Raw genomic sequence first — 21,478 nt, 5'->3', positions numbered from 1 at the left:
GTTTAGGTCTGGCGGGGTTTGGGTCCTCGTGGGACTGGTTGGCGAACGTCGACGATGGGAGGCCACCGAGGCTCATGTGAAGTCTGACGATATTGTAGTCGATTGCCCGAGCCTCGATGATCCGCCTCACCTCTACAAGTGAGGATGTTTGAAGCGTTCAGATCTTTACGAGCATCGCGGTCACGTACATCAGGCCCGCGCCGGTGGCGAGCCCCGTCATTGCGGCTGGCGTGAAGAACGAAACATGAGTCTCGCCGCTTCTGCGCACTAGTAGCGATCCGACTTCCGCAATCACCTGAAGGATAGCCCCGGCACCGACCGCCAGCGCTAGCGCCGACCACTGCGGCGCGTAGGCAAGGCTGCCGATCCACAGACCTGCGACGGCTGGTCCGCCCGCAAGCAGCGTCAACCCGGCGAAGGTCCAAAGTGGTGGGCGTACTTTCAGTATCGGCGCGGCAATGCCGATGCCTTCCGTGATGTTGTGCAACGTAAAGCCGAGCACCAGAAAAATACCGAGATCCGCCGCTCCGGAGGCGAAAGAAGCGCCGATGGCAAGGCCTTCGCCGAGATTGTGCAATCCTATCCCCAGCGCAATGAAGGTCGATAGGGCCAGCCCGGTCGGTGTGCCACGGCTGCGGCCGACAGCCATCAGCAAGAGGAAACTCCCCATAGTGGTGAGGATGACCATCACCGGTCCCTGGAACAAGGCGGCGGCCTCGCCGGCAAGTTCGAGCGCTTCAGCAACTGCATCAATCACGAGGAAAGCGAGAAGCCCCACCGTCAATGCGAGTAGGAAGTCCATGCCGTTGCGGCCAACGCCACGGAGAACTGGGTAGAACATGAGGCCGATAGCGACGGGAAGGATGCCGACAAAGACGCCAAGGGCAGCCTGGGATACGAAGCTCATCGAATCCACGGTCGGTGTCGCAACCGCGACGGGGATCTCACGCTTGAACGTGGCGCCGGTGTTGGTGAGGATTTTCACGCCGTGCGCCTCGCCGACCACCCAAGGGAACGGCAACTGAACCCAGGCGGTCGCGCCGCGGGCGATCGGACCCGGCGGTGTCTGCGTAAACTGCCAATAGGCGTCATCGACCTGGACCTGGGCGATCGTCATGGGTTGCGAGCCGCCGGCACGGACCAGTAGGCGAACTCCATCGGAACCTAGGATCGTCCGCTCGAAGGTCAGCTTCTCGACCGGCGGTGCGCCGTTGCGAAAGCTCGATAACGGATCGGTCCCAATCAACCACGCCATCGCGAGACCAAGCACGGTAAACGGGATAGCGATCCAGAACAACGAGGCTCGACCCGGACGCCCGACTGGAAGTGTTGTCGCAGCATTGGAAGGGGGCCGCCCAGCTTGGTTCATGATACGGTCTCCACGACATCGAACATGCCCACCCAACCGAGTTCGGTGAACTCCGACTGATGCGGGTGGAACATGTAGAGACCGGGCTCGTGCTCCGTGAAATGGAACTCAAGGATGCCGCGCTCGGCTTGGCATTGGGTGATGAGGTCGACGGTCTTCAGGGTCGGGGTCAAGGTCGTGCCTTGATTGAAGTATTCAAAGAAATTAGCATGCAAATGAAAAGAATTTATCGGATCGAACTCGATCACATTGATAAGGTAGACGCGAACCGGTTTGTCTCTAAGGATCTTGATGGGTTTTTTTGCATAGGCATGGGCTACCGTATTGACAGCATAGACCTCGTTCTTGCCGTCGAAATTGGTATCGAATGCATTCATAACCATTACGAGTTCTTGCCACTCGGCATTCTCCGCCGTGCCGAGCAGGCGTGAGCGGGCAACTGCCTCATATTCGGGATGGCGAGTGGGATCCGGGTCGATGACGAAGGCTCCGTACATGCCCTTGTGAATATGCCGCTTCAGCGGCAGAGCGTGACAGTGATAGAGGTGACATCCGAAAGGCAGTGCATCAAACTCGTAGACAAACTCCTCGCCCGGAGCGACTAGCCCTGCGCCTGGAACGCCATCCATCCGCGCCGCATGGATGCCATGAAAATGCATCGAATGAGGATGCGAGCCGTAGTTTTTGAAGACGATCCTCAGCCGCTCACCTTCGGTCGCGCGCAGTGACGGGCCGGGCACCCGGCCATTATAGGTCCAGGCCAGAAACATGATGCCGGGGGCGATCTCGATCTCCTTGTCCTCGGCGGTGATCTCGAAGGTTCTTAGCGTCCGCCCATCCGGAAGCTGGGACACAGTGCCTCTATCCCAGTCGGTCAGAAGCTTGGTCGGATCGAAGCCATTACGAGCTTCGTCGACCTCGCCCACCGTGATCATCGCACCATGGGGTCCGCTGTGGGCTGAGGCCAGCTTTGCTTCAGCGCCGACAGTTCCTGCATGCGAAGCGTGTCCTGACTGCGCTAGAGCACCAGTCATACCTATCGCTGCGCCGCTGGCAGCCGCTAGCCCGCCTCCCAGCACCACGCGCCGGCTCAGCCGTTTACGTAACCAAGCTGGCACTTTGATCATATGCATCGCTTTCTGCAAATGCGAATTAGTCGCATATAAATAGCATAAGCTACAATTGGTGGCCATTGCCAATTGACGTCGAGAAGGGCTTCCTCCTCTCCGCAACATGGGCGCCAACTTCCGCCATATCGCAGAAGATCAGGCAATCGGGGCATGCCGAGTCTAGCCTTGAGGGGCGCGAGGTTGGCTGCCTCGATCAGGTCCGGAAATCCGACTGCCCTCACATAGGCAAGCCAACCGCTACGATGGCCACAGTTCGGATCGCGGGTCACGGTCATCTTGTGCGATGTCTCGGCCGCCCAGAGGCGCGATAGCACGAGCATAGAAGTCGCCTATGTGGCGCCGATCACCAACTCACGGTGTGCTGCGAAAAGCTCGGCTGTCACGGCGCTTCTCCTTTCGCTGGCTGTTTCCTCGCGTCCGGCTTCCGATCGAAGCTGCGCATGACGCTCCTCACCGAAAGAAGACGTATTTCGTGAGGGCGGCGATCACCAGCACCAAGACGAGGATGCCGATCAGGCCGGCAAGGCCCATGCCCCATCCCATGGATCCGATCATGTCGTGCATCATTGGAACCTCCTCTCATTTGGCGGCAGCCTTGAGGCCGGCTGGCCCCTGTTCGATTGCCCTCTCGTCGGCGGTGACGGTCCGCGGCAACCGCCAGCCTTTGATCAGTCCATAGACAGCGGGGATCACGACCAGCGTCAGCACCGTCGACGAGACCATGCCGCCGATCATCGGCACCGCGATGCGCTGCATCACCTCCGAACCGGTGCCGGTGCTCCACAGGATTGGGACGAGGCCGGCCGTGATGGCGATGACCGTCATCATCTTCGGCCGCACCCGCTCGACGGCACCGAGCATGATCGCCTGGTGGAGGTCGATCCGAGTGAAAGGCCGCCCTTCCGCCTCCCGCTCGGCCTTCAGTTCCGCCATCGCCTGCTCGAGATAGATCAGCATGATGACGCCGGTCTCGGCGGCGACGCCGGCGAGCGCGATGAAGCCGACCGCCACGGCAACCGACATGTTGAAGCCAAGCCACCACATCAGCCAGATGCCGCCCACCAGTGCGAAGGGCAGCGACAGCATGACGATGAGCGTTTCCGTCAGGGCCCGGAAGTTGAGGTAGAGGAGCAGGAAAATGACCAGCAACGTCACCGGCACGACGATCTTCAGCCGCGCTTCGGCGCGCTGCAGATATTCGAACTGGCCGCTCCACGAGACGTAGGTGCCTTGCGGCAGCTTCACCTCGTTCGCCACCGCCGCTTGAGCCTCCGCGACATAGCCGCCAAGGTCGCGGCCGGCGATGTCGACGAAGACATAGACCGCGAGCTGGCCGTTCTCGGTACGGATCGAGGTCGCGCCGCGCGTGAGCTCGACCTTGGCGACTTCGCCGAGCGGCACCGTGCCGCCGCCCGGCAGCGGCACCTGCACGTCGCGGGCGATTGATTGCGGATCGCTCCGGAAGTCGCGCGGATAGCGGATGGTGACGCCATAGCGCTCGCGCCCCTCCACCGTGGTCGTCACCGTCTCGGCCCCGAGCGCGGTCGCGATCACGCTCTGGACGTCGCCGACGGCCAGGCCGTAGCGGCCGAGCGTTTCCCGGTCCGGCACGATGTCGAGATAGTAGCCGCCGATCACGCGCTCGGCATAGGCGCTGGACGTGCCCGGCACGGACCGCAGCACCCGCTCGATCTCGCGGGCGCTCTGCTCCATCTGGGCGAGATCGGTGCCGAACACCTTGACCCCGACCGGAGTGCGGATGCCGGTCGCCAGCATGTCGATGCGGGCGCGGATCGGCATGGTCCAGGCGTTCGACACGCCGGGGAATTGCAGCGCCTGGTCCATCTCGGCCTTCAGGCTGTCGATGGTGACGCCCGGCCGCCATTCGCCCTTCGGCTTCAGATTGATGATGGTCTCGAACATCTCAGTCGGCGCCGGATCGGTCGCGGTCAGTGCTCGCCCGGCCTTGCCATAGACCGAAGCCACCTCCGGGAAGCTCTTGATGATGCGGTCCTGCACCTGCAGCAGCTCGGCGGCCTTGGTGATGGAGATGCCCGGCAAGGTGGTCGGCATGTACATCAACGTGCCCTCGTCGAGGCTCGGCATGAACTCCGAACCGAGCTGGCGTGCCGGCCAGAGCGTCACCCCGAGCACGACAAGCGCGACGAGGATGGTGAGCGTCTTGGCCTTCAGGACGCCGCGGATGACCGGGCGGTAGACCCAGATCAGGAACCGGTTGATCGGGTTCCGGTGCTCCGGAATGATCCGGCCGCGCACGAAGACCACCATGAGCGCGGGCACCAGCGTCACCGATAGAAGGGCCGCGGCCGCCATGGCGAAGGTCTTGGTGAAGGCGAGCGGGCCGAACATCCGGCCTTCCTGCGATTCCAGCGTGAAGATCGGCAGGAAGGAGACGGTGATGACCAGCAGGCTGAAGAACAGCGCCGGACCGACCTGGCTCGCCGCCTCGATCAGGATCTCGACCCGCGGCTTGTCCGGTGGCGCGCGCTCCAGATGCTTGTGGGCGTTCTCGATCATCACGATGGCGGCGTCGATCATGGCGCCCACCGCGATGGCGATGCCCCCCAGGCTCATGATGTTGGAGCCGAGCCCGATCGCCTTCATCGCCGCGAACGCCATCAGGATGCCGACCGGCAGCATCAATATGGCGACCAGCGCGCTGCGCAGATGCAGCAGGAACACCACGCAGACCAGCGCGACGATGATGCTTTCCTCGATCAGCGTGCCCTTCAGCGTCTCGATCGCCCGGCCGATCAGCTCGGATCGGTCATAGACCGGCACGATTTCGGCGCCCTTGGGGAGGCTGGAGGCGATCTCGGCAAGCCGCGCCTTGACGTTCTCGATCACGGTCAGCGCATTGGCACCGAAGCGCTGCAGCACGATGCCGCTGGTGACTTCGCCCTCGCCATTGAGCTCGGTGATGCCGCGTCGCTCATCCGGCCCGATCTCTACGCGGGCCACATCCTTTATCCGCAGCGGCACGCCACGATCGGTCTTCAGCACCACATTCTCGATGTCGGCAATGCCTCGGAGATAACCGCGGCCGCGCACCATGAACTCGAACTCGGAGAGCTCGACGGTGCGGCCGCCGACATCGTTGTTGCTCGCCTTGACGGCGTCGCGCACCCGGTCGAGCGGGATGCCCAGCGCCCGCAACCGGTTCGGATCGACCACGATCGCATACTGCTTGACGAAGCCGCCGACGCTGGCGACCTCGGCGACGCCCTCCGCCTTGGAGGCACCGAAGCGGACCACCCAGTCCTGCAGCGAGCGCAGCTCGGCGAGCGTCATCTCCTTGGCGACGACGGCGTATTGGTAGACCCAGCCGACGCCGGTCGCATCCGGCCCCAGCGTCGGCGTCACCCCCGCCGGCAGGCGCTGCGCGGCGGCATTGAGATATTCCAGCACGCGCGAGCGCGCCCAATAGGGATCGGTGCCGTCCTCGAAGATCACATAGACGAAGGAGACGCCGAAGAAGGAGAAGCCGCGCACCACCTTCGATTTCGGCACCGTCAGCATCGCCGTGGTGAGCGGATAGGTGACCTGGTCCTCGACCACCTGCGGCGCCTGGCCGGGATAGTCGGTGTAGACGATCACCTGCACGTCCGAGAGGTCGGGAATGGCGTCGAGCGGCAGCGTCTTCAGCGCATAAAGCCCGGCGGCGACGGCGAACACCGTACCGACAAAGACCAGCACGAGGTTGCGGGCGGACCAGCCGATGAGGCGGGCGATCATGGCTGCACCTGCGGCGGTGTCAGGCCGCGCAATGCCGCCTTCAGATTGCTTTCGGCGTCGATCAGGAAGTTCGCCGCGACGACGACACGGTCGCCTTCCGCAATGCCCTCGCGGATCTCGGTGAAGCCTTCGCCGCACAGGCCGATCTTCACCTCGCGCGGTTCGAACCGGCCCTCTCCACGATCAATGATCACGACCTGCCGCGTGCCGGTGTCGATCACCGCGCTATCGGGGACAGCAACCACCGGCGCGGCATCGCCTGTGCCGATCTCCACTTCGGCATACATATTGGGAAGCAGAACACCGCCGGGATTGGCGATCTCAATCCGCACTCGCGTGGCCCGCGTTGCTTCACCGACCTGCGGATAGATCAGCGACACACGTCCTTCGAAGGTGCGTCCCGGCAGGCTTCGAGCCCGGATCGTCACCGGCGCGCCGAGCCGGACGGCCCCAAGATCGAACTCCGGCACATCTGCCAGTACCCAGATGGTCGAAATGTCCGCGAGGCGGAACAGCACATCACCCGGCGCTGCCTTCATGCCGTCGACGACATTGCGTTCGAGCACGACGCCATCGCGCGGCGCACGCCACGTCATCGACAGCGGCACCTTGCGCGTCCGCTCGATCTCGGCGATCGCCTCGGGTGGCAGGCCAAGATTCTCCAGGCGCTGGCGGGCGCCTCCGAGAGCACTGTCGCGGCCGCCAATGTTGAGATCGGTGAGGAGCTGGGCGCCGGCGGTGGCAATGTCCGGCGCATAGAGCCGGAGCAGCATCTGGCCCTTCGTCACCCGGTCGCCCGTGGTGACGTTCGCCACCTCGTTGATGAAAGCGTCGCTCCGGGTGGCGACCACGGAGATGCGCCGCTCGTCGAGCTGGACGGTTCCCGGCACCCGCACCAGCCTGCCGACGACACGCTGCGCTGCCAGCTCGGATCGCACGCCGGTCCGCTGGAGTTTTCCAAGCGACACCCGCACGACCGAGCCGCCATCATCCTCGCCTTCATAGACGGGGATGTAGTCCATCCCCATCGAATCCTTCTTCGGCACCGGCGAGGTGTCCGGCAGACCCATCGGATTGCGGTAGTAGAGGATGCGTCGCGGGCCTGCCTGCCCGGTCGCCTCGGCCGTCGCCGGCGGCCTGTCCTCGAAGCTGACATCCTCGCCGGCGCGGACGGCACGGAAAGCCCGGCCATCCCCGGTCCGGCGTGGCGTTGCCGAATAGGCGGGCTCGCGGTCGGGATCCTGATAATAGATCACCGCTCCGGTGCCGGTCGGCTCAGCCGCCGCAAGGGTCGCCTCGACACCAAGCCATTCGCGCAGGCCGGCCACCGGAAGACCCCGGATGCCAGCCCAGTAGCCTCCGGCCCCCGCCGCCACAACGGCGGCGAGGGCGAGGCCCGTAAGGGCGACCCGTTTCACGGTACGGCCTTCAGGACCAGCTTGTTCTCGATCGTGCCGGTCTCACCCTGGATCTTGGCACCGAGCGAAAGCCGCCAGCCGCCAGCCATCATCAGATTGGTCTTGAAGCGATAGACACCCGGCTCGGTCGACGGCAGAGCCTCGATCGGCGCTGCCATCGTCTCCATGCCGTCAGGCGCCATGTCGATCCGGGTCGCGAAGATGACGGCGTCGGGGACCGCCTTGCCGGATCGCTTGTCGACGAGTCGGACTGCGACGATGGCGCCGTTGCCCTGCTTGATGTCCGTCTGAACGAGCCGGAACTCGTAGTCCGTGATGTCGGCACGCGCCGATGAGAGAGCCGCGACGGAAAGCGCGGCCACGAGCGCCGCCGCAGCGGCGCGCTTCATAGAAGAGGTCGTCATAGTTTGAAAATCCTAGATTCATCGGAGCGCCGTGCGCATGGCCCGGCGTTGCGCGGCCTACGGCCACGCGCTCTCGGCCGCCCGAGCCTCGCGGGGGCGGCACGAACCGGCGCGCAAACGCCGGCGATGTTCTAGGTTCGCGGAGGTCGGGCTGGGGGCTCTATCGCGAGCGCGTCGCCCATGACGTCACTGCCCGGGCGGAGGGCATCGCCCTCGGCCCGCAGAACGAAGGCCAGGCGTGAAAGCATTGGTGCCACCGAGAAGCACTTGGCCATGCACAATGCCATCAATGGGCAGGTCTTCTGGCAGTCGGGAATCGCCGGCGTCTCATGCGGACAACACGGCATGTCGTCCGCCATTTCGGGCATGGACATATCAACGGCGGCCGCCATGGCGGCCCCGTTCACCGGTGCGGTGAACGATCCGGCAACAAGCCCTACGATCGCAAGGATCGGGAGCAGCCTGTGGAGCCAAGTGGCGACCTTCATGCAGCGCAACATGTCATAGGCGAGGCGTTCTGGGAATGCGAGCAGCGGTACGAAGCTGTCACAGGTTCGTGGCAAATGGACGTCGCTGCCCTTCTCAGGATGAGTGAGTGCGTCGCGCACGCACGCACCCGGCGAAGGAAAGGCATCGGAACTGCCGTCGCCGGATCACATCTCGGGGATGGTCACGCGGCGCCAAGCAGGATCACCTCCAGCGGTAGCCTCAAGCGCAAAGAGACCACGCCATACGAAGAGAGCTCGGGGCGTGGCCGCTCGATGGAATCCGCGACACTTCCGGGCTCAATCACGGAACTAGCCGGAGAGATGAACCACCGACGGATGGCGGATTCACATCGCCGGTAAGCCCGAACAGCAGATTGTCGAGTTCTGCCTCGGGGATATCCAGGCGGGCCGCAACGTGCCGGCGTGTCACGCCTTCCCGCCAAAGCTCCGTGAGGACACGGTGCCATATTGCAGATCGCTCCGACGGGAGACCGTCAGGTTCGTTTGTGCCGAACCGCTTGTTTATCTGGATGCAGAAGGTCCGGTAGTTCCAATCGGAGATCCGGCCGATCCGGTGAAGCCGGTGCGCGAGTGCCGCTACGGACACGCCCCACCGCTTCTTTGCGAGCACCAATTGATCGAGACTTCGGACGAATGGGATCGTCGCCACGACGTCGTCGTGAGGCATCAGGAACGACGATGCAAACGCATGTGCCTCGAGCTCGGCAGCGCGCCCTTGATTGGGACCGCCGTGCTTGTGCAGGACGAGGTGAGCCAGCTCATGAGCGGCGTCGAACCGGCTGCGCTCTGTGGTCTTGAAGGTGTTGAGGAAGACATACGGCTCGCCATCATGCCAACAGGAAAAGGCATCCACATTCTTCGTGTTCTCGGCCAGCGAGAAGACGCGAACGCCCTTCGTCTCAAGCAGCTTGATCATATGCGAGATCGGCCGCTCGCCGATCGCCCAATGCTGGCGCAGCGCACGTGCGGCTCCAGCGGGATCGCGTTCATGGCTGAGGTCGAGCAGGTCTGGCTGAGGCAGAACGAACCTTTCCCGCACCCAGGCTGACATCTCGAAGGCCAGTGAGCCGGCGGCGAGCGCCGCATCGCGCTCTCGCGCCGACATCGCCGTGAGGCTCCGGAAGCTGGCGGCATCAGCGCTGATCGGAGCCGCGTCGTCCCGGAAGAAGAACTCCCGCGGGAATCCCAGCGCGCGCACCAAGCCGTCGACCGTGTCTTCATCCGGAATCTGCTGCCCGTTGACGACACGCGACAAGGTGACCGGCGATATGCCAGCCCGCTCGGCGAGAGCCTTGGCGGTCAACCGTTGCCGCTTTCGCGCGAGCTCCATTCTGCCAATGTTGAACATGGCCTAGCGACGCAAAACAGCAGGCTCGAACTCGATGCCATCCGGACGATCGCTATCAACGATGACATCCGCCGGCCATTCACCACCACCGAGGATGAAGATGCGCTCGATAAAGCCCTCGAAATTGCCGCCGGAAATGCCCGAAGGCAGCGACAGCTCGGCACGGACATCACCACCTTGAACCGACACGCAGAAGAACCATACGCCGGTCTGGAGCTCCGCGAGGCTCTGATCCCGCGCCGCTGACATCTCCTCCTCCGGGAACAGTCCCGCCTGTCCCACCGCAATGATGCGGTCAGCACCGGAACCTTTTCCGGACACTGCCTGCGGCTTGTGCAGCGTGTCGGCCGCGAGATCGACGCTCTGGTACACGACCTTCAGCGGCCGGTCGGGATGTTTGACCGATTCGACGTTGTTCTCGCGGTAGCGGACCCATTCGTGGGCCAGGAAGACCTGCCGCACATAGCGGGTGCCATAGATATACGCTAGCAGCCCTTCGGCCGAGGCGGGATCGTCCAACGTCGCGTCCGAGCGAGCAGCGACCACGCCGCGCACGACCTCAAGCAGTTCCTGACGCGTGACGCCGAACTCGGCGAGGCGAGCGTCAACTTCAGGATGATCGGCAAGCACGCGAACCGCAGCCATCGAATCGCTTCCACGATAATTTTCTTACCCTCATTTGTGGAGGAAAAAATTATCGCGAGCAACTGTCTTGGTTGGGTGGTCGGGGGCGGCGAAGGATCGAAGAAGAGTTCTAGTGTGAAGGTATACTCCGCCATCGCCGGCCACCGAGCGCAATAGCGGGCCTGATCTTCGCGGGCAGCCTCATATTCGTAACCGCCGTGCTCAAAAAGATCTGAAGCAAGAGACTCGCGCGCGTTGAGCTATCAAGGTCTGGAATGAAGAGCCGGGCTTCGCTGCGAATTGCCCGCCCTGTCACCCACGCCCCCAGGAGAGGAGCCGCAGCGCGTTCAGGGTCACCAGCACGGTGGCGCCGGTGTCGGCCAAAATCGCGGGCCACAGCCCGGTGATGCCGGCAATGGTGGTGACGAGGAATACCGCCTTCAGCCCCAGCGAGATGGCGATGTTCTGGTGAATGTTGCCCATGGTGCGCCGGGACAGGGCGATCATGGAGGCAACGTCCTTCACCCGGCCATGGAGGGCGGCGGCATCCGCCGTTTCCAGCGCCACGTCGGTGCCGCCGCCCATGGCGATGCCGATGTCGGCGGCGGCCAGCGCCGGGGCGTCGTTGATGCCGTCGCCCACCTTGGCCACCACCGCGCCTTCTTGCTGCAGCTCGCCGACGATGCGCAGCTTGTCCTGCGGCAGCAGCTCGGCACGCACCTCGATGCCCAGCTGCCGGCCGATAGCCTCCGCCGTGCGCCGGTTGTCGCCGGTGAGCATCAGCGTGCGGATGCCCTCCCGCTTCAGCGCGGCAAGGCCCTCGGGGGCGTCGGGGCGGGGCTCGTCGCGCATGGCGATGGCCCCGGCGATGGCGCCGTCGGCCACCAGCAGGGACACGGTCTTGCCGGCGTCGTTCAATGCCGCGATCCGGTCGGCCTGCTCTTGCGACAGGGCCGCGCGCGCGGCGGCGGCCTGGGGCGAGCCGAGGAACACCTCGCGTCCTTCCACCTGCGCCGACACGCCCTTGCCGCCCAGCGCCTGCGCGGCTTCCGCCACGGGAATGGCGATGGCGTCCGCTGCCGCGCGATCAAGGATGGCCTTGGCGAGGGGGTGGCTCGAACCGGTCTCCAGCGCTGCCGCGAGGCGCAGCACCTCGGCGTCCGGCAGGGCGAAGGCGATCACGTCCGTCACTTGCGGCTTTCCTGCGGTGAGGGTGCCGGTCTTGTCGAAGCAGACGGTGGTGACCTTGCCCGCCGTCTCCAGCACGGCGCCGCCCTTCAGCAGCAGCCCGCGCCGCGCCCCGGCGGAGAGGCCGGCTGCGATGGCGGCCGGGGTCGAGATCACCAGCGCGCAGGGGCAGCCGATGAGGAGGATGGCAAGGCCCTTGTAGATCCAGGCATCCCACGCCCCGCCGAACAGCAGCGGCGGGATGACCGCCACCAGCGCCGCCACCACCACCACGCCGGGGGTGTAGTAGCGCGAGAAGCGATCGATGAGCCGCTCGGTGGGCGCGCGCTTTTCCTGCGCCTCCTCCACCAGCTTCACCACCCGGGCGATGGTGTTGTCCTCGGCGGTGGCGGTGACGCGCACGCGCAGCGCCGCCTCCCCGTTCACGGTGCCGGCGAAGACGGTGGCGTCGGGCCCCTTGCGCACCGGCACGCTCTCGCCGGTCACCGGGCTCTCGTCGATGCCGCTCTCGCCGGCGACGATGAGGCCGTCAGCGGAAATCCGGTCGCCGGGCCGCACCAGGATCACCTCGCCCACGACGAGGCTGGCGGCGGGCACCTCGACCGTGGCGCCGTCGCGCTCCACCAATGCGGTCTTTGGCACCAGCGCGGTGAGCGCGCGGATGCTGGCGCGCGCCCGGCCGGCGGCGACGCCTTCCAGCAATTCGCCCACCAGGAACAGGAACACCACCGCCGCCGCCTCCTCGGCCGCGCCGATGACCACGGCGCCCGCCGCTGCGATGGTCATCAGCATCTCGATGGTGAAGGGCATGCCGTTCGCGGCGGCCGCGATGGCGCGCCGGGCGATGGGCACGAGGCCCACCAGCATGGCGGCGAGGAACAGCCACGATTGCACCGCCGGGACGAAGGTCCCGATGCCGGAGGCCGCAACCAAAGCGAGGCCGCTCAGGAGGGTGAGGCGCGCCTTGCCGGTGGACCACCATCTGCCTTCGGCGGCGGGGACAGCACCATGGTCGTGGCCGCCGGTTTCGGCGTGGTCGTGCTTTGCGTGATCGTGGCCGGTGTGGTCGTGGCCCGCATGGTCGTGGTCGGAATGATCGTGCCCCGCGCAGCTCTCTCCATGGTCGTGTGCCTTGCGCTGCCCGCCGCCGGCCGCGAGCGGAGCGAGGGCGTAGCCCATGGGGGAAAGGCGCCCGGCGAGGGGCGCAAGGTCGGCGTCCGGGGCGTGGCGGATCACCAGCGTGCCGGCCGCCACCGAGACCTCGGCTTCCGCCACGCCGGCGATGCGCAGCGTGGTGCCCTCGATCTTCGCGGCGCAGGAGGCGCAGTCCATCCCGGTCACCCGGAACCGGCTTTGAACGAGAGGAGCGGTCATGATGCGGCCTTTCTTTGCGTCACGCTGCGGATCCTAGATGCTCTAGTCACTAGAGGAGCAAGCCCCAATGTCCGGCCCGTCGTCCGAAAATTTTCCCGACCTCCTGCCCATCGGCGCGGCGGCGCGCTTAAGCGGGGTGAAGGTGCCCACCATCCGCTTCTATGAGGAGATCGGCCTGATGCCGGCGCTGCCGCGCACCGAGGGCAACCGCCGCCTCTACAGCGCCACCCACCTGCAGCGGCTGGCCTTCATCCGCCATGCGTGCGAGCTGGGCTTTGACATCGAGGCTATCCGCACCCTGCTGACGCTGCAGGACCGGCCCGAGCAGTCGTGCGCGGCGGCGGACGAGATCGCCAGCGCGCGGCTGATCGAGGTGCGCAGCCGCATCGCCGCGCTAAGGGCGCTGGAGGCGGAGCTTCAACGCATGGTCGACGGCTGCGCCCACGGCCACGTGGCACAGTGCAGGGTGATCGAGACGCTTTCCGATCACGGACAATGTCAATTTCATAACGGCCAGGGCGAAAACCTTGGGATCGGCCGAAATTCAAGCGATCTCCCAAGCTTTTCGGGTACGCTGACGCAGCGCTTCCGAAAGACTTGACACATCGCGGCTCTTGGGGTCTCTCATGGTCCATGCTTCGCGTCTTGGCAAAAGTCCTCATGTCGATCACCGGTCCGGCGTTCCGCCGCGCCGTGTCGGTCGTCGTGGTGGCATGCCTTGTGGCCGGGCCGTTCGCAAGCGCACTGGCAGCGCATCACATCTTTGATGTGGACGGCGCTCTGGGAGAGTTGGCTGGGACCTCAGTTACGCTGACGGGCGTCGGTGTGTCGAGCACCGACCTGTCGCCCGTCGAGGCATCCGTTGCGGACCCCTCCCTCGCCGCTACGGATGCCAAGGTGTTCGGCGCCGCGCATGACCCGGCCCAGCCCCAGCCTGCCTCGGACCATGACTGCCATGGCTGCTCCATGGTGGTGCCATATACTCCGGCAGCAAGCGAGGCCCTGCGTCTGCCATCCACGTCGGAGGTAGCGCCCACGCGCCTGAGCGCCGGCCGCTCCGTTCCCGCAGACATCCGCCCCCCGCGCGCCTGATCCGACTTCTGCTCGCGCGCTGACGCCCCGCGTCGGCGATCCGCCATCAGACTTTGGATCAGATCATGTCGCCTCGTGCCCTCGCGCTTGCGCTTGGGGCAGCGCTCGCGCTGCTTCACGCGTCGCAGACGCGCGCCGAAACCGCCCGTCCGCTGACCCTCACAAGCGCCCTCGCCAGCGCCCTTGCCGCCAATCCGCGCCTCACGGCGGCGGAACGCGACATCGGCATCGCAGCCGGCCGCAATACCCAGGCCGGGGCCCTGCCCAACCCCAACCTCTCCCTAGAGGTGGACAATGCGGCGGGCTCGGGCTCCTACCAGGGGCTGGACCTTGCCGAGCAGACGATCCAGATCAGCCAACTGGTAGAGCTGGGCGGCAAGCGCGAGGCGCGGCTGGCGGCCGCCGGCGCCGGGGTCGGCGTGGCGCGCTGGGAGCGGGAGGCGATCCGCCTGCAGGTGCTGGCGGATACCGCCGCCGCCTTCGCCGCCGTGCTCGGGGCGCAGCAGCGCGCCCAGATTCTTGAGACGCAGGTGGCGGCGATCCAGCGGCTCGCTCCCTTGCTGCAGAACCGCGTCCAGGCCGGCGCTTCCTCCCCGGCCGAGATTTCCCGCGCCCGTGTCGCCGCCGATTTCGCCCGGGTGGAGCTGGACCGAGCCCGCGCTGCGCTCGGCACCGCGCGGCGGGAACTCGCGCTGCTCATGGGCCTTCAGGAGGCAAGGTTCGGGCGGGCGACCGGCAACCTGCTGAAGGTCAGCGCCCCCCCGCCACTGCCGGGGCTTGTCAAGCAGGCGCTGGGCAATCCGCAGCTCACCCGCTTCACCGCCCTGCGCGCCCAGCGGCAGGCGGACCTGCGCTCGGCACAGGCCAAGTCGGTGCCGGACGTGACCCTGGGGGTCGGCTACCGGCATTACAACGAGACCGCTGACAGCGGCATGCGCTTCTCATTGTCCATGCCGATCCCCCTGTTCGACCGCAATGACGGCGGCATCGCCGAGGCGAACGAACAGATGCTGCGGGCCGAAGCGGAGGAAGCCATCGCCCGCAATGCCCTCATCTCCCAGCTTGGCCGGGCCCATGACGGGATGAGGGCGGCCTTCGACGAAATAGCGCTATTGCGCGGCAGCACCATTCCAGGCGCGCGGACTGCCTTCGAGGGGGTAGAGACCGGCTATTCCGAAGGCCGCTACACGCTCCTGGAACTGCTTGACGCCCAGTCCACCCTCACCGACGCCGCCCTGCGCGAGCTCGATGCGCTGGTTTCGTTCCACACCGCACTCGCCACCCTCGAAGGGCTGACGGGTCGGCCGGTGAATCTCAACAAAGGAAAAGCCAAATGAGCCGCACGGCGCGACGCGACGTGGCGATGCTCCTCATCGGCCTGCTGGCCGGCGCGGGGGCGCTGTACGCATTCCAGGACCGCAACGCTCCCGTTTCGGGCAGCCTAGCCGCTGAGCGCGGACATGGTGCGGAGGGTGGGCATGGAGAAGAGGGAGGCGGACATGCCGAGGGCGGGGTGGAACTGGACGACACCAGGCTTGCTGCTGCCGGCATCGGCCTGGAGACGGCCAGCCCCGGGACGCTTCGCCAGAAGCTACGCCTAAATGGCTTGGTCCAGCCCAATCAGGAAAACGTGGTCCAGGTAACCCCGCGCTTTCCCGGCATCGTCCGGGAGATCCGCAAGCGGATCGGCGACAAGGTGGCCAAGGGCGACGTTCTCGCGGTCGTCGAAAGCAACCAGAGCCTCACCACCTACGACATGAAGGCGCCGATCTCCGGCACGGTGGTGGACCGGCAAGTCGGGCTTGGCGAATACGCCTCCGAACAGAAGCCGGCTTTCGTGGTGGCCGACCTTTCGACTCTATGGGTGGATCTCTCCGTCTATCGCCGCGATTTTCCACGGGTGCGTGCCGGCGATAAGGTCGCCATCGATCCGGAGGACGGTGGGCAGGTCATCGACGGCCGAGTGGCTTATGTCTCGCCCATCGGATCAGCCGACACCCAGACCGCGCTGGCGCGGGCGGTCATTCCCAACGACGGCATGCGGCTGCGGCCCGGCCTGTTCGCCGTGGGCACCATCACCCTGACTGAGAAGCCGGTGGATCTCGCGGTCCGAACCAGCGCGCTTCAGACCATCGACAACCGCACCGTCGTGTTCGTGCGCGACGGTGACGCGTTCGCCCCCCGCGATGTGGAGATCGGTGATCGCGATGCGGAATGGGCCGAGGTGCTGTTCGGGCTCATGCCCGGTGATGTCTACGCCGCGCGAAACAGCTTCGTGGTGAAGGCGGAACTCGCCAAAGGGAGCGCTAGCCATGAGCACTGAGGCGTCCCCCGGCGCGATGGACGACGGCCTGCGGCTCGTCACTGCCTTCATTCATCCTCATCTTGAAGGGCGCGTGGTGCGAGCCCTGCACGAGCTACCTGAATTCCCGGGATTTACCTTCACCGAAGCGCGCGGCCAAGGTCGCGGCCGCGGTGCCGGCGGCACCTATGTGGCGAGCGAATACGACCTCACCTACCAGCGCCATCTCCAGTTGCAGATCGTCTGCCGTGCCGGCGTCGTGGAGGCAGTGATCTCGACCCTCACGCGCGCTGGGTGGACCGGACACCGCGGTGACGGAGTGGTTTTCGTTACGCCGGTGGAGCGCTTCGCCCGCATCCGTGAGGCAGGCAAAGCTCAGGCTCAGGAGGGGGCGCGATGATCGACGCCATCCTCGCCTTCTCCATCCGCCAGCGTTGGCTGGTGGTCATGTTCTGCCTCGCCATCGGCGCCTTCGGGGCCTGGAACTTCACGCGCCTCCCCATCGACGCGGTGCCCGACATCACCAACGTGCAGGTGCAGATCAACACCTCGGCGCCCGGCTTCTCGCCGCTGGAGACCGAGCAGCGCATCACCTTTCCCATCGAGACCTCCATGGGCGGCCTGCCCGGCCTGCAATACACCCGCTCGCTGTCCCGCTATGGCCTCAGCCAGGTGACGGTCGTGTTCCGCGATGGCACCGACATCTACTTCGCCCGCCAGTTGGTGAACGAGCGCATCCAGCAGGCGAAGGACCAGCTTCCGCTGGGGGTGGAGACCGCCATGGGGCCGGTGTCCACGGGCCTTGGCGAGATCTACATGTACACGGTGGAGGCCAGGGACGGGGCGAAGAAGCCTGACGGCCAGCCCTTCAGCCCCACCGACCTACGCACCATCCAGGACTGGATCATCAAGCCGCAGTTGCGCACCGTGCCGGGGGTGGTGGAGGTGAACACCATCGGAGGTTTCGAGCGGCAGTTCCATGTGCTGCCCGATCCGGCGCGGTTGATGGCCAATCGCATTTCGTTCCGCGAGGTGATGACGGCGCTGGCCGCCAACAACGCCAACGTGGGCGCCGGCTATATCGAGCGCAACGGCGAGCAGTATCTGGTGCGCACGCCGGGCCAGGTGGCGGACGCCGCCGAGATCCGCGAGATCGTCATCGGCAGCCGGGGCGGCACGCCGCTGCGGATAGGCGATATTGCCGAGGTGCGCGAGGGGCGTGAGCTGCGCACCGGCGCGGCGACCCTGAACGGAGAAGAGGTGGTGCTGGGCACCACCATGCTCCTCATCGGCGAGAACAGTCGCACCGTGGCCCAGCGTGTCGCCGCGCGATTGGAGGAGATTTCCCGCTCGCTGCCGGAAGGCGTCATCGCCCGTGCCGTCTACGACCGCTCACACCTGGTGGAAGCCACCATCGCCACGGTGGAGAAGAACCTTCTGGAAGGCGCGCTGCTGGTGGTGGTGGTGCTGTTCGTGCTGCTCGGCAATTTCCGCGCGGCGCTGGTGACGGCCTTCGTCATTCCGCTCGCCATGCTCTTCACCATCACCGGCATGGTGGAGAACCGTGTCAGCGCCAACCTCATGAGCCTTGGTGCCATCGACTTCGGAATCATCATCGACGGGGCGGTCATCATCGTCGAGAACTGCCTACGCCTGCTGGCGGAAGAGCAGCATCGGCGCGGCCGGCTCCTGACCCGCGCCGAGCGGTTCGAGACCATCCTCGCCGGCTCCAAGGAGGTGATCCGGCCGAGCCTGTTCGGCACCATGATCATTGCCGTGGTCTACCTGCCGGTGCTCACCCTAACGGGGGTGGAGGGCAAGATGTTCACGCCCATGGCCATCACCGTCCTGATGGCGCTGGCCGGCGCGGCTCTGTTCTCCATGACCTTCATCCCGGCGGCCATCGCGCTGCTGGTAACGGGCAAGGTCTCCGAGCACGAGAACGTCATCATGCGCGGGGCGCGGCGCTTCTATACGCCGTTGCTCGATGCCGCCATCAACTACCGCGCCGTGGTGGCGGTGGCCGCGGCCGGCCTCGTGGTTGCGAGTGGCCTTGCCGCCTCCCGCATGGGCGGCGAGTTCATTCCGAGCCTCGACGAGGGCGATGCGGCGATCCAGGCGCTCAGGGTGCCGGGCACCAGCCTTACCCAGTCGCTGGAGATGCAGCAGGCGCTGGAGAAGAGCCTGCTGAAGGTGCCGGAAGTGAAGGAGGTGTTCGCCCGCACCGGTACGGCGGAAGTTGCCACCGACCCAATGCCGCCCTCCATCTCCGACGGTTACGTGATGCTGAAGCCACGCGCCGAATGGCCGGACCCCGGCAAGTCCAAGAGCGCGGTGATGACCGACATCGAGAAGGCGGCGGAGGGCGTGGCGGGGAGTAATTACGAACTCTCCCAGCCGATCCAGCTGCGCTTCAACGAGCTGATCTCCGGCATCCGCAGCGATGTGGGCGTCAAGATCTTCGGCGACGACCTCGACATGCTGCTGCAGGTGGCCGGGCAGGTGCAGAGCGTGCTCCAGGCGGTGCCGGGCGCCGCCGACGTGAAGACCGAGCAGGTCTCCGGCCTGCCCATGCTGACGGTCGCCCTCAATAGAGCGGCCATGGCCCGTTACGGGGTAAGCGTCGCCGACGTGCAGGAACTGGTGGAGATCGCGGTGGGCGGCCGCGAGGCCGGCGCCCTGTTCGAGGGCGATCGCCGCTTCGACATCGTGGTGCGCCTGCCGGAGGAATTGCGCACCGACATCGAGGCCCTGCGCGCGCTGCCGGTGCCGCTTCCCCCTGCGGCGAGCGATGAGGCCAAGCCAGTCCAGGCCGCTTGGGTCCCCGGATCTGGCGGGCAGATCCGCTACGTGCCGCTGTCCGCCATCGCCAACCTCACGGTCTCCCCTGGCCCGAACCAGATCAGCCGGGAGAACGGCAAAAGGCGCATCGTGGTGAGCGCCAACGTGCGCGACCGCGACCTCGGCTCCTTCGTCACCGACGCCCAGCGCCAGGTGGCAGATAAGGTGAAGCTGCCCGAAGGCTACTGGATCGGCTGGGGCGGCCAGTTCGAACAGCTGGTTTCGGCCACACAGCGCCTTGCCATCGTGGTGCCCATCGCGCTGTTGCTCATCTTCCTGCTGCTGTTCATGAGCTTCGGCTCGGTAGCGGATGCGCTGCTGGTGTTCTCCGGCGTGCCGCTGGCGCTCACGGGGGGCATCGCGGCGCTAATCTTGCGCGACCTGCCGCTCTCCATCAGCGCCGGCATCGGCTTCATCGCGCTCTCGGGCGTGGCGGTGCTGAACGGCCTCGTCATTATCGCCTTCATCCAGCGCCTGCGGGCGGAAGGGCGGGACGTGGTGACGGCGGTGCGCGACGGCGCCCTGACACGCCTGCGCCCGGTGCTGATGACGGCGCTGGTCGCTTCGCTCGGCTTCGTGCCAATGGCCATCGCCACCGGCCCGGGCGCGGAGGTGCAGCGGCCGCTCGCCACCGTGGTCATCGGCGGCATCATCTCCTCCACCATCCTCACCTTGCTCGTGCTGCCAGCGCTCTACGTGCTGTTCCGGCGCGAGACCAGGCCAGCGGCCTCCCCCGAGGCGCAGGCCGAAGCCCCATCCCCCTAGCCCCAAAATCGGAGAAAGACCCGTGCTTAAGAGCCTGATCGTCGCTTTCAGCCTGCTTGCCGCTGGGCCCGCCCTCGCCCAGCATGCCCATGGTGCGCAGAAGGGTCCCAATGGCGGCCCCTTGGAAGACGTCGCCGGCGTCCATGCCGAACTTGTCGTCTCGGGCGAGACCTTGACCTTCCACGTAGTCGATGAGGCAGGCAAGCCGGTCGATACCGCCGGCTTTACCGGTTCTGCCATGCTGGCCTCCGGCGCCGATCGCAAGACTATCCAGCTTACCGCAGGCGGTCAGACCCTGGCCGGCAAGGCGCCCTCAACCATCGTCAAGGGCACGGCGGTCACGCTGCTCATTAAAACCCCGGCCGGCAAGTCCGGTCAGGCCAAGTTCACCACCCCATAAGGAAGTGTGTCATGAAAAGTACTGTGTGGAACTACGTTGCCCGCGGCACCTTGTGCGTGCTCGTGTTCGGCATCGCGTCGCCGGCACTGGCACTCGATCCGCGACCGAAGACATATCGTGAGAAGCAGAGGCACGATTTTCGAGACGTCCAACTCGGGGTTACTCACCCGTTGCCCCATGGTCGCAGCACATCTATCCGTTCCGGCCAGACGCGCGATGTTCCGTCCGAGCAACGCACTATGGAATCCAGCCGGTGAATTCAATATTCGGTCGTTTCGATCAAGAGGGAGAGGCGGTGTGAGAGGCTTTCTCCGAAGCATTTTGCTAAGTCTCATGCTGATCGTAGTCTTGTGTATTCCGGGGTATTCCTGGAACGCGAGCGCGATGTCATTAGAAGCGAGCGCATTAACGGATGAAAACCACCATCAGAGTGACGAAGACACCCGCAATCCGGCCTGCGCTGCGGTGCGGTGCGAGTGCCACGCTTGCCCGCACGTCTCCCCCTTCGATGAAGGTGCGTCGTCGGGGCCCCCAGGGTGGAGAGTGTGCGGGCAATGGGCGAACGAGACCCGTAGTGGTGTCGGCCTAGGCGTAGAAATCCCCCCTCCTCGCTACGCGAATGTTGAAAACAAATGAAATAAATCAAGTTTAATTCGACATTCGAGGTTAAATCATGAAGATTTATGTCGTTGCTCTTAGTTTCATCCTCCCTCCGCTTACGGCTTTCGCAGAGCCGTATCCGTCGACGCTCGGCGTGGAGGAGCAAGAGCGACATGAATTCCTTGACGTGCAGCAGGAAAGTTATCCCGGCGGCCGTCTTTCTGGGACAACGAGCGGCTCGCCTAAGGTGCAGATGAGCCGCCCTCAGGCGCCTACCCCAGGGACCTTCATTCCCTCGCCCTCGCCGTGGCTTAACGATCGCGCGGTGCGCTAAGCCGAGTCATTAAGAAGGAAGAGG

The 21,478-nt window shown here is 65.5% G+C and carries 17 protein-coding genes and 1 pseudogene; 8 read left to right on the top strand and 10 right to left on the bottom strand.

Annotation, left to right across the window (positions count from 1 at the left end; genetic code table 11):
- Positions 1-157 precede the first annotated feature (157 nt).
- The 10 genes from V5F68_RS07800 to V5F68_RS07755 form a co-directional block, all read right to left on the bottom strand.
- Positions 158-1,369, bottom strand: coding sequence for a ZIP family metal transporter (locus tag V5F68_RS07800; protein WP_149577655.1), 1,212 nt, complete (start codon positions 1,367-1,369; stop codon positions 158-160).
- Positions 1,366-2,496, bottom strand: coding sequence for a multicopper oxidase domain-containing protein (locus V5F68_RS07795; RefSeq protein ID WP_149577656.1), 1,131 nt, complete (start codon positions 2,494-2,496; stop codon positions 1,366-1,368). The genes V5F68_RS07800 and V5F68_RS07795 overlap by 4 nt, the downstream gene beginning before the upstream one ends.
- Positions 2,497-2,949: 453 nt before the next feature.
- On the bottom strand, positions 2,950-3,066 hold the full coding sequence (locus V5F68_RS07790; RefSeq protein ID WP_458575389.1) for an SHOCT domain-containing protein: 117 nt from the start codon (positions 3,064-3,066) through the stop codon (positions 2,950-2,952).
- Positions 3,067-3,078: 12 nt separating this feature from the next.
- Complete coding sequence (locus V5F68_RS07785; RefSeq protein ID WP_149577657.1) at positions 3,079-6,255, bottom strand: efflux RND transporter permease subunit; 3,177 nt, start codon at positions 6,253-6,255, stop codon at positions 3,079-3,081.
- Entirely contained in the window at positions 6,252-7,673 is a 1,422-nt protein-coding gene (locus tag V5F68_RS07780; protein ID WP_149577658.1) for an efflux RND transporter periplasmic adaptor subunit, read from the bottom strand. Before V5F68_RS07780 ends, V5F68_RS07785 begins: the two co-directional genes overlap by 4 nt.
- Positions 7,670-8,077, bottom strand: a complete 408-nt coding sequence (locus tag V5F68_RS07775; RefSeq protein WP_149577659.1) for a FixH family protein — start codon at positions 8,075-8,077, stop codon at positions 7,670-7,672. Before V5F68_RS07775 ends, V5F68_RS07780 begins: the two co-directional genes overlap by 4 nt.
- Before the next feature lie 131 nt (positions 8,078-8,208).
- On the bottom strand, positions 8,209-8,685 hold the full coding sequence (locus tag V5F68_RS07770) for a hypothetical protein (protein WP_232847562.1): 477 nt from the start codon (positions 8,683-8,685) through the stop codon (positions 8,209-8,211).
- Positions 8,686-8,866: 181 nt separating this feature from the next.
- Positions 8,867-9,934 carry a helix-turn-helix domain-containing protein gene (locus V5F68_RS07765; RefSeq protein WP_209483269.1) on the bottom strand — a complete coding sequence of 356 codons (1,068 nt, stop codon included), beginning with the start codon at positions 9,932-9,934 and terminating at the stop codon, positions 8,867-8,869.
- Positions 9,935-9,937: 3 nt separating this feature from the next.
- Positions 9,938-10,579 carry a hypothetical protein gene (locus V5F68_RS07760; RefSeq protein ID WP_209483271.1) on the bottom strand — a complete coding sequence of 214 codons (642 nt, stop codon included), beginning with the start codon at positions 10,577-10,579 and terminating at the stop codon, positions 9,938-9,940.
- Between the two features lie 291 nt (positions 10,580-10,870).
- On the bottom strand, positions 10,871-13,120 hold the full coding sequence (locus V5F68_RS07755; RefSeq protein WP_149577662.1) for a heavy metal translocating P-type ATPase: 2,250 nt from the start codon (positions 13,118-13,120) through the stop codon (positions 10,871-10,873).
- A gap of 67 nt (positions 13,121-13,187) precedes the next feature.
- On the opposite strand from V5F68_RS07755, the pseudogene V5F68_RS07750 reads away from it, so the two are divergent.
- The 8 genes and pseudogenes from V5F68_RS07750 to V5F68_RS07715 form a co-directional block, all read left to right on the top strand.
- Positions 13,188-13,622: pseudogene (locus V5F68_RS07750) on the top strand (MerR family transcriptional regulator); the annotation flags it as partial.
- 158 nt (positions 13,623-13,780) lie between these two features.
- Entirely contained in the window at positions 13,781-14,212 is a 432-nt protein-coding gene (locus V5F68_RS07745; protein WP_149577664.1) for a hypothetical protein, read from the top strand.
- A gap of 65 nt (positions 14,213-14,277) precedes the next feature.
- Entirely contained in the window at positions 14,278-15,549 is a 1,272-nt protein-coding gene (locus tag V5F68_RS07740) for a TolC family protein (RefSeq protein WP_149577665.1), read from the top strand.
- Positions 15,546-16,535, top strand: a complete 990-nt coding sequence (gene ihpB / locus V5F68_RS07735; RefSeq protein WP_149577666.1) for a divalent metal ion exporter adaptor subunit IhpB — start codon at positions 15,546-15,548, stop codon at positions 16,533-16,535. Before V5F68_RS07740 ends, ihpB begins: the two co-directional genes overlap by 4 nt.
- Complete coding sequence (locus V5F68_RS07730) at positions 16,525-16,914, top strand: P-II family nitrogen regulator (protein WP_149577667.1); 390 nt, start codon at positions 16,525-16,527, stop codon at positions 16,912-16,914. The genes ihpB and V5F68_RS07730 overlap by 11 nt, the downstream gene beginning before the upstream one ends.
- On the top strand, positions 16,911-20,120 hold the full coding sequence (locus tag V5F68_RS07725) for an efflux RND transporter permease subunit (RefSeq protein ID WP_149577668.1): 3,210 nt from the start codon (positions 16,911-16,913) through the stop codon (positions 20,118-20,120). Before V5F68_RS07730 ends, V5F68_RS07725 begins: the two co-directional genes overlap by 4 nt.
- Positions 20,121-20,142: 22 nt before the next feature.
- Positions 20,143-20,520, top strand: coding sequence for a hypothetical protein (locus V5F68_RS07720; RefSeq protein WP_149577669.1), 378 nt, complete (start codon positions 20,143-20,145; stop codon positions 20,518-20,520).
- Positions 20,521-21,193: 673 nt separating this feature from the next.
- Positions 21,194-21,454 (top strand): hypothetical protein, encoded by a 261-nt coding sequence (locus tag V5F68_RS07715; RefSeq protein ID WP_394011814.1) that lies wholly within the window; start codon positions 21,194-21,196, stop codon positions 21,452-21,454.
- Positions 21,455-21,478 lie beyond the last annotated feature (24 nt).

Origin of the sequence: Roseixanthobacter pseudopolyaromaticivorans (genome assembly GCF_043195145.2) — a bacterium.
Classification (GTDB): Bacteria; Pseudomonadota; Alphaproteobacteria; order Rhizobiales; family Xanthobacteraceae; genus NCEH01.
This window is presented reverse-complemented; position numbering and strand designations above follow the sequence as displayed.

What these genes read in the sequence shown, in the direction of transcription:
- V5F68_RS07730 (WP_149577667.1), top strand. Translation starts at nt 16,525, where the DNA reads ATGAGCACTGAGGCGTCCCCCGGCGCGATGGACGACGGCCTGCGGCTC.
- V5F68_RS07740 (WP_149577665.1), top strand. Translation starts at nt 14,278, where the DNA reads ATGTCGCCTCGTGCCCTCGCGCTTGCGCTTGGGGCAGCGCTCGCGCTG.
- V5F68_RS07760 (WP_209483271.1), bottom strand. Translation starts at nt 10,579, where the DNA reads ATGGCTGCGGTTCGCGTGCTTGCCGATCATCCTGAAGTTGACGCTCGC.
- V5F68_RS07775 (WP_149577659.1), bottom strand. Translation starts at nt 8,077, where the DNA reads ATGACGACCTCTTCTATGAAGCGCGCCGCTGCGGCGGCGCTCGTGGCC.
- V5F68_RS07725 (WP_149577668.1), top strand. Translation starts at nt 16,911, where the DNA reads ATGATCGACGCCATCCTCGCCTTCTCCATCCGCCAGCGTTGGCTGGTG.
- ihpB (WP_149577666.1), top strand. Translation starts at nt 15,546, where the DNA reads ATGAGCCGCACGGCGCGACGCGACGTGGCGATGCTCCTCATCGGCCTG.
- V5F68_RS07755 (WP_149577662.1), bottom strand. Translation starts at nt 13,120, where the DNA reads ATGACCGCTCCTCTCGTTCAAAGCCGGTTCCGGGTGACCGGGATGGAC.
- V5F68_RS07795 (WP_149577656.1), bottom strand. Translation starts at nt 2,496, where the DNA reads ATGATCAAAGTGCCAGCTTGGTTACGTAAACGGCTGAGCCGGCGCGTG.
- V5F68_RS07800 (WP_149577655.1), bottom strand. Translation starts at nt 1,369, where the DNA reads ATGAACCAAGCTGGGCGGCCCCCTTCCAATGCTGCGACAACACTTCCA.
- V5F68_RS07745 (WP_149577664.1), top strand. Translation starts at nt 13,781, where the DNA reads ATGTCGATCACCGGTCCGGCGTTCCGCCGCGCCGTGTCGGTCGTCGTG.
- V5F68_RS07715 (WP_394011814.1), top strand. Translation starts at nt 21,194, where the DNA reads ATGAAGATTTATGTCGTTGCTCTTAGTTTCATCCTCCCTCCGCTTACG.
- V5F68_RS07785 (WP_149577657.1), bottom strand. Translation starts at nt 6,255, where the DNA reads ATGATCGCCCGCCTCATCGGCTGGTCCGCCCGCAACCTCGTGCTGGTC.
- V5F68_RS07765 (WP_209483269.1), bottom strand. Translation starts at nt 9,934, where the DNA reads ATGTTCAACATTGGCAGAATGGAGCTCGCGCGAAAGCGGCAACGGTTG.
- V5F68_RS07790 (WP_458575389.1), bottom strand. Translation starts at nt 3,066, where the DNA reads ATGATGCACGACATGATCGGATCCATGGGATGGGGCATGGGCCTTGCC.